This window comes from Microcystis sp. MC19 (assembly GCF_003019735.1).
GTDB lineage: Bacteria > Cyanobacteriota > Cyanobacteriia > Cyanobacteriales > Microcystaceae > Microcystis.
The window spans coordinates 3,280,438-3,295,125 of record NZ_CP020664.1 but is presented as its reverse complement, the minus strand read 5'-3'; the positions used below and the strand labels follow the sequence as shown (position 1 = coordinate 3,295,125).

Here is a 14,688-nt window from a genome sequence, read left to right as displayed (position 1 = left end):
TTGAGGTTAAGGAATTGATTAGGGTTTGAGCGAGCCAATTGGCGATTGCACTCTCGGCACTGTAAGGTTACGGCAATTTTAAAACCCTTACCTTAAAAAATTAAGCCAACAATGAGTTATAATTGATAGCAATTACAGAAAATTATTATCTTGGAAATAAAATAAGACTAGGTTTATGCTGCTCGATCCTTTGGCAATGTCTTCAGTAGAACTAGATAATTTAAATCAACTTCCTGATTGTTCGGCTATATATTTTGCTATCGATTCTCAAAGTAGAATTCTTTATATTGGTCAAGCAGTTAATCTTTTAAATCGCTGGAAAAATCATCATCGTATATATCAATTACAAGAAATTAATCAAGATTATCCTGTAAGAATAGCTTGGCAAGCTTGCAATAATGAAGAATTAAATGAAATTGAACTATATCTAATTAAACATTTTCAACCTTTGCTAAATAAAACAGAAGTTAAATCTCCACAAGTTGTACCATCAGAGTTAGTCTTCCGAGATTTTCTCGGGGAATTTTCTCGACGATTAATCATTATTGGGTTTAAACCACAAACTTCTCAAGAGCTACCACATATTCATTTGAAATATGACTGGACAGATTGTTCTCCGAAAGGGACAGCCGCAAAGATTAAAAATTTTATTCAAGAAAATAATAATATAAATACCAGTTTTAAGATTAGAAGAAAACCTTGGGGAAGAATCAGGGGGCCAGAAGATTTTCAAATAGGCAGTCGCGCACAAAAAGCCCTAGCTCGTCAGAATCGTTCCTATAATAATCATTGGGAAATGGCCTGTAATGGAGTGATAATCTCTATCACCCCTACCGATAATTATAAACAGATTAAATCAATAACAAATTTTCAAAAACTTGCTGGGGTAAAAATGAGAACAATCCCAGAACATGATTTTAAGAGAATGTCTAATCAATATCCTGATGATTTTGCGGATTTATCATACTTTGTCGATGATTTAGTTCCGTTACTTTGGATTGAAGGGTAATCTTGAATGGGTGCATCTCAATTTTGTAGAAATATCTATATTACATTTTGGGCGCAAGCGTTCATTGCTGTCAACTTAAGGGAATAGCCCGCCAAATTTGTTGAGAGAGAGCCTCCCTTTTCCTGTTCCCTGTTCCCTTGCCTAAATAACCAATCTAAATGTTCTACAGCTGACAATGAGTCAAAGCGATAAAATAAATTGAGCTTAATGGCTTAAAAACCCAAGCAGATGGAGCAAATAAAGGCAATAATTGCCGATTTTAAGTGGCAAAATCAACCCCTCAAACTGAAGAAAAAAGCGAAAAGAGTAAGGTGGACGATACACACCCTACAGACTTAAGAAAATCTGATTGACAGTGAGATTTAATTCCGTGAAAGTCTGGGAAATTAGGCGATCGCTGTCTCGAAATTGCCGAATTTGATATTCTTCCTCAACTAAGCGACAAACAGAGATGGTCGGTTGTTTAGGAGTGCCGAGAAAATTACGTCCACCCAAGACTGCATAATCGACAATCCAATATTCAGGAATACCCATTTCTTCATAATCAGCAAATTTTAAGTAGTAATCATCACGCCAGTTAGTCGATACCACTTCAATAATCAGAGGGATAGATGCACCCTCACTAATAATTGATTCTTTTTTCCATAATTTTTCCTGAGCGAGCTTGGTTCGATTTAGCACTAATACATCGGGAAAATAACCAGAATTTTTACCAGCAGGTCTGACAATCGCTTGGTTAGGAATTAAATAAGGAAGCCCTAGTCTATCAATTATTCCACTGAGTTTAACAGTTAAAAATCCTTTGATTTCCTCGTGTTCTCCTGCGGGTTGTGCCATTTCAATAATATTTCCCTTGTGTAGCTCATAACGCACTCCCGAATTTTCAGGCAGCCAAGGGACAAATTCCTCGAAATTAACAGTTTTAGGTAAAGTTTGGCTCATAGCTGGCAAAATAGCATTCTCTCTCTACTAACTTTCTTGACTCCATTTTACCTTGAATGTAGGGCGGGCAATGCTCATCCTACAGAATCTCTACACAATCTGCTATCGCACTATCGCTGCCAAATTTGGCAATATTACACCCTGATAAAATTCTTTACCACTGGAGCCGCCTAGTAAGTTTATAAAGAGGTCTCCAGCCCATCCACCAGAAAACGGGTTTCTTAAAGAAACCCGTTTTCTAGACAGGCGGCTTAGATGTGTAGTTGATTTTGCTTAGGTACTTAATCGCTCATAATTGATCATCATTTATCGCAGTAATATCATTAGTAATAGTAACGATAATTCTTCGCAGCTTCGCACCTTGAAACTCATAAGGAATCTCGTGTTTATATTGAGTTAGAAAGTTAGGAGTATGATTTGAGAAAGTTCTGATAATATCGACATTTTGTTCAATGTTATTAATATACAGTTTCATCTTATCTATTGTGCTGTCATCCAACTTTTCATCGGAAGGAGCGATGAGCTTTGTTTTGGTAAATTCAACTTTGAGTGTCATCTCGCCACTAAGACGGGGAAGTTCACAAGTGATCTTCTGTTGTTGCCCTAACCAGTTATAGACATAACATAGTTTTCCCTGATAGATGTAGAAACTATGTCCACCAAAACAGCCGCCGTGCGCCATCAGAACAGCTTGTAAGTCCCCTTTAGCTTTGGAGAAATCAATAGTTGCTTGGATGGCATAGAAACGAGTGCTAATATTGGGAGTGACGGCGGCGGAAATTTCTGATCCCCCCAGATAACGGTTCTTCGGTAGGTAGTATGCTAGGGACTCTTTGCTTATCCTGAAAACCTTATGGGTCAAGTCCGGTATTTTTGATTGCATAACAAGTACCGAAGAATCTGGATAATAGGTATAGCTAAATGTGGTATATTTTGAGTCATCAGAAAATGCCGGGGGACGTAATTGAGGAATTTCTCCACCCAATACCCCACACCCAGAGCAATCTTCAAGTGGCATATATTGTTCAGCCATTGAAATCCCCTTGGTAATCGATAACGAAAAAAAGTGAGAGATTTAACCTGGATGACACTGATGGAAAAAATTAACAAATCAACTTTGCTGTAATTCATACTACTCAGTCCTCTATGCTAAGATGATCCAAAAAACGCAAGTTTTTAAATTGACGGGCAAAAAAGCTTTATTTTACTCAATAACCAAGTAGTTATATATAGATGTTTATTTTTGACAATAAGACCAATATTTTAATTGATTCTCAGAAATTAACCTTTAAAAGTGAATATTTTTGTGACTTTTCTCGCTATTTTCAGAATCGAGAATTTGTCAACTTAGATGCTTTACAACTCAGTGGCGATAATTTTGAAGGGTATCTTTCAAGGATTATCATCGATGAAGTGATGTTAGAATTATCGCAACGTAATTGTTTAACGAATGTTGCGGGAGTAATCCATTCTAAAATGTGGGTTTTTGCGATTCCTGTTCAGGTAAATTCTGTCTTCTTCCAAAATTTGTATCCATTAGAAAATAACTATCTGGGGATTATCCCTCCTCAATCAGAAATTTCCGTTTTTCAACATCCTTTTTCCAATCGTTTTCAGCTTTACGTTCATGATAATTATCTGCAACAATTGTGCCAAACTTTAGAGTTACCAGAAGCGAAAAAGTTTTTAAATTCTGCTGCTTCTTCTATTGTGATTTGCCCAGCGGAAAAAATTCGTCATCTCCAACAATCTTGTCATCAACTTTATCAAATGCTATTTAATTTAGATCACCAACAAATATCTGAACAAAGAAAAGCATTAAGATTGAATTTTGTCCGTCAAAAATTAAAAGAAGAAATTGTCAAAGATTTTCTTTTGACTTTAGCAGTAACCAAAGATATTAAAACCGCTAAAAACACTATCAGACGCACCTATATCCTCAAAAAAGCCGAAGAAATGATGAGAAAAAATCTGCGTTCTGATCTGACTATTCCAACGATTTGTCAAGAATTAAAAGTAAGTCAACGCACCTTAGAATATATATTTAAAGACTTCTATCAAATGTCTCCTTACAGTTATTTTAAATTGCTTCGTCTTAATGCTTTACATCAATCTCTTCACCAAAATAATCAGACAAAATTAATTCATGAAATTGCCGAAGAATTAGGTTTTTTTCACCGAGGATATCTGGCCTCTGATTATAAAAAACTCTTTGGTTACTTCCCCTCGGAAACCTAAAAAAATAGTGGGGGTAGGAATTAGGATTATTGTTAGATTTATTTTGAGAACTCAATTCCTAACTCCTCTTTCAATTGAGCGGCTCTCTGGCACTTGTTTGGCAGGGGCGTATATTGTACGCCCTTTCTTCGATCTCATAACCTCAAGAGAGCCATTAATAATTAGCCCCATCGAGATTAATTTACTTAATTCCCACTAAAAAAGTTGTACCGATCGCCATAATTGCCAATCCGATGAACTTACTAATTAGAGTCGCTTGCTTGGCTAATTTTTCCTTGATGACACCGCCAAGGAAAAAAGCCCCAGCTGCGATCGCTAATTGGATGACGGTAAAACCGATTAAATAGGCAACTAAAGCGGCAACTTGCGCCCCGATAATTGATTCTCCGTAGGCATAACCGTGAAAAATTCCCGCGATCATTGCCAAAGTGGACAGAGCGATCGTATAGAGATTAGAAGGATTTTGTAAACCTTTTTTTAGGGTTAAAATCACGCCAAAAATCACCACAGAAAGGGCAACAATCCCCTCAGGAAAAAGTAAACTTATTCCCTGTAAATGAATACCCGTCCCGATTAAAGTAGCAATTGCAAAAGCGATCGGAATTAATAAACCCTGTTCCATCCCCACAGCAATTAAACCACTAGCCACCACAAAAGCTAAATGATCTAAACCGATAACTGGGTGAGCTAAACCCGATAAAAATCCGTTCAAAAAATTATCGGGAGTTTGCCCTGCCATGGCATGATGGGCGAGGGTTTTGCCGGCAAAAATTAACAAGAATAGGGGGACAATAGTTAATATCCTTGTCCAGCTTTGACGAAAAATTATCTTCATTGATTACCTCAAAATTATGATTCGGAAACCCGCGCAACAATCGCCCGGTGTCGGGGACTGGTGGGGGTAATGATCGGTGCTTGAAACCCCGCTTCAACTAATGCCTGTTCGATATCGAGAGTAAAATATTGATCGAGATAGGGTTCGGTACTCTTGAGTAAGGTTAGGACATAAGGGGGCATTTTTCGATAAATTTCCGAGCGCGGATTCATATCCATCAGCGTCAAATAACCTCCCGATCGCAATAAACGACGCGCTTCGGCGAAAATTTCTCTAGTAGCCTGTTGGGGTAGTTCGTGGAACATTAAAAACGAAGATACCAGATCGTAGGACTGACTGGGTAATTGAGTTTTTTCCGCCGCCGCGTGTTGCCATTGAATCGTCTTTTGTTTTTGTTGAGCTTGGTATTGGGCAACGGCTAAATAGTAGGGAGAGAGATCTAACCCAGTTACCCGCGCTTGAGGATAAGTATCTTGCAGCGCAAAGCTGCTCATGCCGACACTACAGCCTAAATCGACAATATCGTTAATTTCTGCCCTGATTTGCTCCTTCAATATCCGGTGATATTCCCGCCGCAATCGCGGATCGCCGTCAATCCCCGCCCCGGGCCAGATGGTAGAATGGACAGCATAGGCGGCAGATTCTACCTCAAAAGCTGGCAACCAGTCTAAATTGCCCTTTTCGTAAGCGTGGAAAGAACAAACGTAGTATTCGGGATAGACGATATCGGGATTTTCTACCGCTTGCAGTTCCCGACTCCAATCCCGTTGCTGCCATTGTTTGACGGTTTCCCGCCAAGGTACGCCTAGTTTTTCGGCTCTTTTAATCATCATATTGCGCGCCTGATAGCGAGCGATGTCAAAAAGCGGTTTTATGGCGAGAATACGGTTAACTAGACCAGAAACAGGATTAAAGGAGGCCGGAACGGGTGTAACTGTCATAGAAAAGCTTCGATCGTAAATTTTCCCTTTCTCATCTTATAACAGTGATCAGTGATCAGTAATCAGTAATCAGTGATCAGTAATCAGTAATCAGTAATCAGTGATCAGTAATCAGTAATCGGTGAAAAGACAGCACTGTTATGGCCATTTAATACTACTCAGTTAATTAATACCACTGACTGAAAACTCAAATCTGATTACTGTTTACTGACAACAGCAAAAAGCTCCCTAACCCCCCATCTTGCCAATTTTTAAGTAGGTAGGTGTTGAAAACTTTCAGATGCCCCCCTTATTAAGGGGGGATTAAGGGGGGATCCATCTTCAATTTAATTATAACCAGCTACTTATCATGAGAACAATCGCTGAAATCAACGACAAAATTGCTAAAAAAACAGCTGTAGTCTGGACAGTAGAGGAATTAAAAAGCCGCGTTAACGAGATGGGAATTAAGGAGGTTTTTTCCCAAGTAGATGTGGTTTGTACGGGAACCTTTGAACCGATGGAATCTTCGGGGGCAATTATTAATTTAGGTCAGACAGATCCGCCGATAAAAATTCGTCAATGTTGGTTAGATGGCATTCCTGCTTATGCTGGTTTTGGGGCGGTGGATTTATACTTAGGGGCCAGTGCTATTAGTGATATAGCGGCCAAAAATGAGAATTTAGAGGGAGAAAATCCCGAAAGGGGTGGCGGACATATTATTGAGGATTTAATCGCTGGAAAATCGCTGCCATTGCGCGCTGTGGGCCAGGCCACCGATTGTTATCCTCGCGCTTCTTTTGAAACGATTATTTCTAAGGAGACTATCAATCAATTTTATCTTTTTAATCCTCGCAATCTCTACCAGAATTTTATCGTCGGAGTCAATGGGGGAGAGCGGACTTTATATACTTATTTGGGACCACTACAGCCGCGATTAGGTAATGCGGTTTATTCTAACCCCGGGGCAATTTCTCCCCTGTTAAATGACCCCGATTTAGAGGCTATCGGCATCGGTACGCGCATTTTTTTGGGAGGAGGAATCGGTTATATTGCCTGGGAAGGAACCCAACATTTTCCCCTGCAAAAACGCCTACAAAATCGCACTCCTATTGGACCGGCTTCTACCTTAGCCTTAATTGGGGATGCTAAACAAATGAATGCTCGTTGGGTGCGGGGTTGTTATTTCAAAAATTATGGGGCTTCTTTAATGTTAGGGGTAGCAGTACCGATTCCAATTTTAAACGAGGAAATTGTTCGACATTGTGCGGTAAAAGATGAGGAAATTGTCGCTCCAGTGGTGGATTTTTCCATTCCCCGGCGAGTCCGTCCTACCTTTGGTTTAATCACCTACGCTAAACTAAAAAGCGGTCGGATTATGATCGAGGGAAAAAGTGTTAGGGTGGCTCCTTTGGCCAGTATTTCCCTGTCCCGGGAAGCCGCTTTAGAATTAAAAGCACTGATCGAATCGGGAGAATTTACCCTCACAGAACCCGTGGCAAAAATTAATCTAGAGCGGACTTTTATCCCCCAGGATCGTTGGGGCGGAAAATTATCAATTGAGTGAGGAGTTAAGGGATTGCGTGCAGGTGGCACAACTACAATTAGGGTTTGCTGAAAAACTTTTTCGTGGGGGCAGGGTGTGGCCCCCCAACCCCCCCGACATCGGCTATCCATTAGTCACATCTTTCTTAACATAAAATTTGACAAAAAGAGAAAAGTGTGCCAGATGGCTCAAGGGGGTTCTATGGGGGAACTAATTTGATGAGATAGTTTCCAAGTCTGGCTGATATCATGTAACCTTCGCAGTCCCAACCAAATAGTTTTAACACCTGGTTCACCGTCACCTTTTCTACCTAAAAACCCCCCAAGAGAAGCAATCATTCTGACCGCTTCTCGAAAGGAGGGCGGCTTTTCAGGTGGCGGACTCTTTTTATGAATAGTGGCACACAAAGATTGCCATTCATGTTCTTCCAAAAAACTTTCACAACTCTCCTCTCCGTGTAAGCGTGCTTGATAGGTTAACCAAAGTAATCTCCAAGCTACAATTGAATAGGTAGCTAAGGCCATCTCAATTCTCCGACCCGTTTCTAATTGCAGTTTTTCTAATCCACAACCACTTTTTAAAACAAAATGATAGCGTTCTATTAACCAGCGATAACTATACCAGCGCACACAGGTTATCGCTGATTCAAAGCTACTAATGTCTAGGCTAGTTAAGAGGAGCCAACTGATAGGATTAACTCCAGGACGCGGATTTTCTTCTTCAGCTAAAATGGCTCTTCGTTACTCTTTATGCTAAATCAACAGACAAGATGCCAAGACAACATACTTCTAACCCAAAAATTCCGAAAGTTTCTAAAGCCATAGCCTCTCCGTTTTATTAGTTTAAGTTTATTGTTGATTCCCTCGACCACCCCATTCGTTGTCCTTCGCTCAAAATAACTAATTATTTCTCCAAACCAGTTTCGGATTGTTTGACAACTCTTGGTAAAAACACTGGAGGATTTTGCCAACCATTCCGAGATGGATAGCATTCCCTCTGTCGGATTCTCTGAGGTTTCATAAATCTTTCTAAATTCTTCCTTTAATTCCTGCATCTTTTTCAAATTTGGAAAAGTTTCTTTGATAGCTTCTAGTTTGATTTTTTGGGGTTCCGTTAAATCTTTTTCATTTTTTAACAAGCTATATTTACTTCGCTTTAAAACTTCTAGCTTCGCTTCTTTTTCCGCTTTCTGTTTTTTATTTTTCTGCGCTTCTACCGCTCTTTTTTCTGCTCTTCTCTGTTCGTCTAACTCTTGATTAATTTGTTTCATTACATGGAATCTATCAGCGACTACCTCGGCCGATGGCATCAATTCTTTCACCAGATTTTTATAGGGCAACCAAAGGTCTATGCTCACTTCTTCAATTTGCTCTAACACCTCTTTTCCCCACCCCGTAAGCGTTTCCCTCAACTCTTCTTGTGTTCGCTTCTCTAGAATAGCTATTAGTTTTCCCGTATCTAAATTTACTAAAACTGCACAGTAATTTTTTTGCCCTTTGACTAGAGCGATTTCATCAATTCCTAGTCTTTTTAATTCCGATAGGTCTGGCTCTGTAATTTCTTCGGCGATGTCCTCTATCATTCTTTGAATCTCTTCTTCCGTTACGTCATTTCTTCGGCTAACATTTAAAATATCTCCTTCTTTTAATTGTTCGAGTATATTCTCGGCTAGTCTTTTCGTATAGGTTCGTTTCTTGGCGACAAAATCTAACTCTTCACTAAAGGGTTTTCGACAATTATCGCACTTAAATTGACGACGATTAACCTGTAGGTACACTGGTTGTCCTGAGATTGGTAAATCTTTGACTAAATGTCGATGATTTTGGTGGAGTTTATCGCTCTCTAACCCACAATGAGGACAGGTTGCTTTTTGATTTTTCGATTCGATTCGGCAAACTATACCGATATTTTCTAGGTGTAGATAGCCTTGAATAGACGTTCCTTTTAGGTTCAAAAATTTGTCAAGTATCATAAGTAAAATACTCTGGTTTTTGGCTATTATATCAAATCTTAACTCAATTGTCTATCTTTTGGCATTAACCTGTTTGTGCCTTAAGTCCTTCCCCGTATGGATTTCAGCTACTTTTGAGCTTAAGTACTCTCATCGAATTTTATTTTAAGTTAATTATTTGCATAACAATTCCCGAAGAGCCGCTAAAATTACCTGTAATTTGACCGGTTGACGAGGGTTCGCTTTCGAGTGATGCTTAGGTACTTGTATTTCAAAACTGGCAAATCTAACTGTTAGTTTAGCTAGTCTAGCCTCGTGATTAGGATTGCGTTTTACTTGCACATCTAGGCTACCACAGGCTTTTATTTCTCTGATGGATTGATGTAAATATTTAGTCTCTGGATGCCCTGACCTTTGCTTGTCTTCGAGATAGTTAACTTTTCGGTTATGAGTTCCTCGAATTAATAAATGAGAGTTAGGATTTCTTGACTGGGCAAATAAATCAAATATGTCTGCCTCAGAATCTCCGATTGTTACGACTTGAATTTCTTCGGGTATTTGTTGTTGTGTTTCTGACAAAGAATCTAACCATCTTTGACTTTCTTTTTCTTGAGTTTCTCTTTTTTTTCTTTGCTTGGCAATCCCTAAATTCTTTTCTTCTCTTGCCCAGACATATTGATTAATCAGTCCTAAAGGTACTCCTTGCGCTGAGACTCCTAAGGTGGTATGAACTTTGAGACCAAAGGATGTTTTACAATCTAGATAACCCATTCCTTTTTTGGCTTTTTGCGTCGTAAAGTCTAAACTTGTTGTGTCTTGCACTGCCAAAACTATTGGATGTTCTTTGATTCTTTCTACTGTACTTTTAGCTTGGGCGGCAATTATATCTGAGGGGTGAAAATAGGGGGAATTCCAAAAGTCGTAGGTGGCACTGGCGGCGGCTAGATTTCCCGAAGCTTGTGGCACACTTGTACTAGGTTGGCTGGCCAAGTTTTCTACGATACTGATTAACCTTTTCTTTCTTCTGGTGTCCCCTAGGTCTGCATACTGTAATTCTTGGGCTGCCCATTTCTCCATTTTTTTGCTTACCTCCACCTTAATTCCTTCTTTCAAAACTATACCTATCAATCGTTTCCCCTTTTTTTAAGTTTCTTCTCTTTTTGTTAAGAAAGATCTGACTAATGGATAGCCGACATCGGGGGGGCAGGTGGGGTGTGGGGTTTTACTGGTTTTGAGGCGGCCAACTACCTAATTTTCAGGGAAAAAGAGCCTAAATTTCCCCCCCGATCACGCCAAGGGCTGCCACTTTTTGATTTCAAAAAAGCCTAAAGATATTATCCAACAAGGTTTTTAGATTTATTCAGCAAACCCTAATTATTCATACTAAATCCGTTGAGTATAAGCTACATATCAGGAGAGGCACTCTTGCAAGTGGAGTGACTCTGAAATTATTACCAATGTATTAGCAGCTGCGTGTAAGCATCTCACCGAAAAACTAATGCGCGGGGGGTTTGGGGGCGGCGCCACGCCCCCAACGGGGGGTTTGGGGGGTAGAACCCCCCAAAAGCTTGGATTGAGTGATCAAGTGGAAAGTAATACTAAATCCGTTGAGTATAGGATACATATCAGGAGAGGCACTGACTTGAAAATAGAGGCTGAAATAACGCCAATTCGTCAATCAGAATATTCTCATGCTTGGCGGTGCCAACTTTGACATCAGGACTGCCGACTGCCTTCGTTAACGACCTAAAAGATTGGCAATATCAGCACATCCCCCCGGAATGGTTGCGCGGGACTTTTCCCCGCACCAACGACAACAATAGTGACGTTGTTCCTCGCTCATGTTTTTCACCCCGGTAAAATTGACATTTTCTACCACTGCTCCCGTGTGTTCTCCTCTGTCATAATTGGGGGGAACGCTGCGACTGCGGGGGGTAGCATTTTCTGGGGAACCATAAAATAAACGCATCCCCTTGATATCGGCCCCTCTTAAATTAGCTTCGTAGAGAATTGTCCGCGATACATTTGCTTTTACCAAATCGCTATAACTTAAATCGGCCCGCACCATATTCGCTTCGCTTAAATCGGTCCAGCGCAGATCCTGCCCGGAAATGTCGGACCCCGCTAACATTACCCCCAGTTGTACTACTCTTGTACCGAACTCTCGATCCTCCGCGTAACCCCCTTCCCCGTCTAGAATCGGTCGGCCTAGATAACGATCGCGTTTAATCGGTGATAATAGCCGCGATTGACTCAAAAAACGCAGTATTTTCGCTTTTCCAGAGGCATCGACACTGCTGAGGATGGAAGCGGTGCGACCTTCTGCGATCGCTCTTTCCTGGGGCCAATCTTCTAAAAATCCCTCCTCATCCAAGGCTAGATCGGAAATCCCCTGAAAATAGGAATCGATCGTCTGTTGTTGGGTAATGCGATTTTGCTGTATGGTTAAATCCTTAGAAATAACGTACTGTTCCCAGGCCACATAGACGGCTAACACGGCGATCATAATCTGTCCCAAGGCCCCCACCCACTCGGCCCAGGAACCGAACTCATCGTATTTAAAACTGTCTAACCATCGCAATATGCGCTCGTAAACTCCTAAATATTTCCCTAATCCGGCCAGAGCAGCTATAAAAACTATAAAAGCGAAAACCGTCTGACGTTCAGAGGGAGTGAGATAATGGGCGATCCACTGGCGAATAGAGGGCAAAATCACCTGTAAAGATATTAATATCGCTACTATCGCCCCAGAAAAGCCTAACCAGTCCCAGCTAAAGACCAGGCCGATGGTCATCAGCATCAGGGGGGCCAGTAGTAACCCCGCGTTACCCGGTCGAAGATCTTTTAATACTAGGATGCGCTGACGCACGGGATTACGCGAAGATAAAGAGGAGACGTATTCGGAGGCATCGGGGGCCGATAAACTGGTTTTACCGTTATTTTCGGGGTTATCAGCCCTATTTTCCACGGTGAGTTTTTCTGGGTCTTTGCGATCGCTCATATTAATCCTTGTCAAGAGAAAATAATTCCACACCGAAAACTGAAGCGAAAACCCTCGATAAATCTTGCTGTACTTGCATAAGACTAATATTAGGCAGAAACTGCTCTAAACTGCCCACGGGTTTATTAGCAATCCCACAGGGAATAATCTCGGCAAACCCGCTTAAATCCGGACAAACATTGATGGCAAAACCATGATAGGTAATCCAACGACTAACTTTAATACCGATCGCCGCTATTTTATACCCTTCTACCCATACCCCTGTCAAGCCCCCGATTCTTGCCCCCGACAATCCATAAATAGCTATAGTTTGCAGGATGACTTCTTCTAATTGTCGCAAATACCAGTGTAAATCCTGCTGATAATAGCGCAAATTGAGGATTGGATAGCCCACTAACTGCCCCGGACAGTGATAGGTGACTTCCCCTCCTCGCTCGATTCGGTACACTTCTTTGTCGGTTTTGTCAAGATTAAATTTAATAAACTTAATATCTGAACCAGTACCAAGGGTGTAAACGGGGGGATGTTCCAGCAGCAGCAGCACATCGGGTAAGTCGGGATCGGCAATTCTCGCCGCCACCAGCGATCGCTGTTGCGCCCAGGCCAGAGAATAGGGAGTAATTGCCTGAATTTTCAGCCCACAGAGACGAGGTATTTTTTGAGCATTCATTGCGAGATTTGTCAAAATATTTAAGAAATGTAAAAGAGCGCAAAGGAAGATTAAAAGAAGGGAAGATATATATGTCGGGGAGAATACTAAGTGCTAATCTAAGGATATCCCATCTATTCGGATGTTAACCGTCGCACAGGAGAAACAATCACCGGATTCCCTAGCTGGCGGCCAAAATCGGTTTCTTTAAATAAAAGTTAACAGAACTTCGCACTTCTGTTAAGAGAAGCTTTGCAGAAACTTGTTAGAATAGAGGTAGATAAATCCAGTTGCAAATAGGCGCTCGACCCGATGAATTTTCCGCACGATCCGACAAAAAAAAGAGAAAGAGAACACCGACAATATCTAGACTGTGACCTCTAACAACAGTGCGATCGAGCAGATTTTTGAGGATTAAATTCCTAGCATCAACATCCCTTAAAAATAGTTGATGTGGACGGTCTATAGCAAAATTTTTAGATGGAGTAGTGAGTATGAAGCTATTGATTCAGGGCAATAATATCGCTGTCACCGAAGCTATTCATGATTATGTGGAACAAAAGCTGGAGAAAGCGGTGAAACATTTTAACGGCATGACCACAAAAGTGGATGTTCACCTCTCCGTGGAAAAGAATGCACGCATTCCTGATCGCCACAAAGCGGAAGTAACGGTTTATGCTAATGGAACAGTGATTCGCGCTCAAGAAGGAAGCGAAAATTTGTACGCGAGTATTGATTTAGTTTCTGATAAAATCGCTCGTCAACTCCGCAAGTATAAAGAAAGATTGGTGGATCATCGCACCAACGCCACCGTTAAAACTAGCGAGGTGGTGCAAGAGAAACCCTTAGAGGATAGCCTAATTGGTGATCGCACTCCCGAATTACCTGCGGAAGTAGTGCGGATGAAATACTTTGCCATGCCACCGATGACTATTGAGGAAGCACTAACACAATTGCAATTAGTCGATCACGATTTCTTTATGTTCTGCAACAAAGACACGAACGAAATCAACGTTATCTATCAACGCAATCACGGCGGTTTTGGTGTTATTCAGCCTCGTCCCGTTAACGTAAATGGCAAAGAACCCCATTAACAGTTAGCGACTACAAATAAAACCAAAGACTGGAGAAATTCTCCAGTCTTTTTCTCATCTAACCAAGATTAACTTTCACCACTTTATTTTTTTCTGCCACCGCTTTCGGGAGGGTGAGAGAAAGAATACCGTCTTGATAGTTAGCGGTAACTTGGCTATTTTGCACCTCCACTGGCAGGGTAATCAAGCGACTAAATTTACCATAATAAAATTCGCTGTTTTCCACCTCGGCAGGGCGTTGACGTTGCCCATTAATAGCCACCATTTGTTTGCTAACCTCCACATCGATATCTTTAATATCCACACCGGGTAATTCGATTTTTAATTCCACGGAATCCTCATTAACAGAGATTTCCACCGGGGGACGAGATACCGATGAATTTGTCGGTAATACTTCTTGAAAAAGTTGATCGATTTGACGTTGGACAGAATTAATTTCTAGGAAGGGAGAATAAAGAGTGAAAGCCATAGTAATAATTTCCTTGAGAGGTTTTCTCTGACTG

The 14,688-nt window shown here is 40.9% G+C and carries 12 protein-coding genes and 2 pseudogenes; 4 read left to right on the top strand and 10 right to left on the bottom strand.

The genetic code is table 11. The annotated features are described in order from the left end of the window. Window positions 1-175 precede the first annotated feature (175 nt). On the top strand, window positions 176-1,009 hold the full coding sequence (locus tag B5D77_RS16815) for a GIY-YIG nuclease family protein (RefSeq protein WP_106909242.1): 834 nt from the start codon (window positions 176-178) through the stop codon (window positions 1,007-1,009). A gap of 327 nt (window positions 1,010-1,336) precedes the next feature. On the opposite strand, the gene B5D77_RS16810 is transcribed toward B5D77_RS16815, so the two are convergent. Together B5D77_RS16810 and B5D77_RS27335 are read right to left on the bottom strand one after the other, a co-directional pair. Beyond that, window positions 1,337-1,951 (bottom strand): Uma2 family endonuclease, encoded by a 615-nt coding sequence (locus B5D77_RS16810; RefSeq protein ID WP_106909241.1) that lies wholly within the window; start codon window positions 1,949-1,951, stop codon window positions 1,337-1,339. 289 nt (window positions 1,952-2,240) lie between these two features. Further along, complete coding sequence (locus tag B5D77_RS27335) at window positions 2,241-2,984, bottom strand: hypothetical protein (protein ID WP_008203021.1); 744 nt, start codon at window positions 2,982-2,984, stop codon at window positions 2,241-2,243. 200 nt (window positions 2,985-3,184) lie between these two features. On the opposite strand from B5D77_RS27335, the gene B5D77_RS16795 reads away from it, so the two are divergent. Beyond that, window positions 3,185-4,189, top strand: coding sequence for a helix-turn-helix domain-containing protein (locus tag B5D77_RS16795; protein WP_106909240.1), 1,005 nt, complete (start codon window positions 3,185-3,187; stop codon window positions 4,187-4,189). Window positions 4,190-4,370: 181 nt separating this feature from the next. Here B5D77_RS16795 and B5D77_RS16790 read toward each other — a convergent pair whose 3' ends face one another. Then, on the bottom strand, window positions 4,371-5,024 hold the full coding sequence (locus B5D77_RS16790) for a HupE/UreJ family protein (protein WP_008203015.1): 654 nt from the start codon (window positions 5,022-5,024) through the stop codon (window positions 4,371-4,373). Window positions 5,025-5,038: 14 nt separating this feature from the next. Then, window positions 5,039-5,965: a class I SAM-dependent methyltransferase gene (locus B5D77_RS16785; protein ID WP_106909239.1), complete on the bottom strand. Its 927-nt coding sequence runs from the start codon at window positions 5,963-5,965 to the stop codon at window positions 5,039-5,041. A gap of 349 nt (window positions 5,966-6,314) precedes the next feature. Here B5D77_RS16785 and B5D77_RS16780 point away from each other — a divergent pair, with 349 nt between their 5' ends. Beyond that, complete coding sequence (locus tag B5D77_RS16780) at window positions 6,315-7,511, top strand: homocysteine biosynthesis protein (RefSeq protein ID WP_106909238.1); 1,197 nt, start codon at window positions 6,315-6,317, stop codon at window positions 7,509-7,511. A gap of 167 nt (window positions 7,512-7,678) precedes the next feature. On the opposite strand, the pseudogene B5D77_RS16775 reads toward B5D77_RS16780, so the two are convergent. The 5 genes and pseudogenes from B5D77_RS16775 to lipB form a co-directional block, all read right to left on the bottom strand. After that, window positions 7,679-8,227: pseudogene (locus B5D77_RS16775) on the bottom strand (IS4 family transposase); the annotation flags it as partial. Between the two features lie 20 nt (window positions 8,228-8,247). Next, on the bottom strand, window positions 8,248-9,462 hold the full coding sequence (locus tag B5D77_RS16770) for an ISL3-like element ISMae36 family transposase (protein WP_106909237.1): 1,215 nt from the start codon (window positions 9,460-9,462) through the stop codon (window positions 8,248-8,250). A 180-nt stretch (window positions 9,463-9,642) separates the two neighbouring features. Further along, window positions 9,643-10,518: pseudogene (locus B5D77_RS16765) on the bottom strand (IS4 family transposase); the annotation flags it as partial. Between the two features lie 661 nt (window positions 10,519-11,179). Further along, window positions 11,180-12,442 (bottom strand): pentapeptide repeat-containing protein, encoded by a 1,263-nt coding sequence (locus B5D77_RS16755; RefSeq protein WP_039900171.1) that lies wholly within the window; start codon window positions 12,440-12,442, stop codon window positions 11,180-11,182. 1 nt (window position 12,443) lies between these two features. Further along, window positions 12,444-13,112 carry a lipoyl(octanoyl) transferase LipB gene (gene lipB / locus B5D77_RS16750; RefSeq protein ID WP_106909235.1) on the bottom strand — a complete coding sequence of 223 codons (669 nt, stop codon included), beginning with the start codon at window positions 13,110-13,112 and terminating at the stop codon, window positions 12,444-12,446. 473 nt (window positions 13,113-13,585) lie between these two features. Between lipB and hpf the strand changes: the two genes are divergently transcribed. Next, window positions 13,586-14,185, top strand: a complete 600-nt coding sequence (gene hpf, locus B5D77_RS16745) for a ribosome hibernation-promoting factor, HPF/YfiA family (RefSeq protein WP_008206024.1) — start codon at window positions 13,586-13,588, stop codon at window positions 14,183-14,185. 58 nt (window positions 14,186-14,243) lie between these two features. Here the strand turns inward: hpf and B5D77_RS16740 are convergent, their stop codons facing one another. Next, window positions 14,244-14,654, bottom strand: coding sequence for an Hsp20/alpha crystallin family protein (locus B5D77_RS16740; protein ID WP_008206026.1), 411 nt, complete (start codon window positions 14,652-14,654; stop codon window positions 14,244-14,246). Window positions 14,655-14,688: the final 34 nt, after the last annotated feature.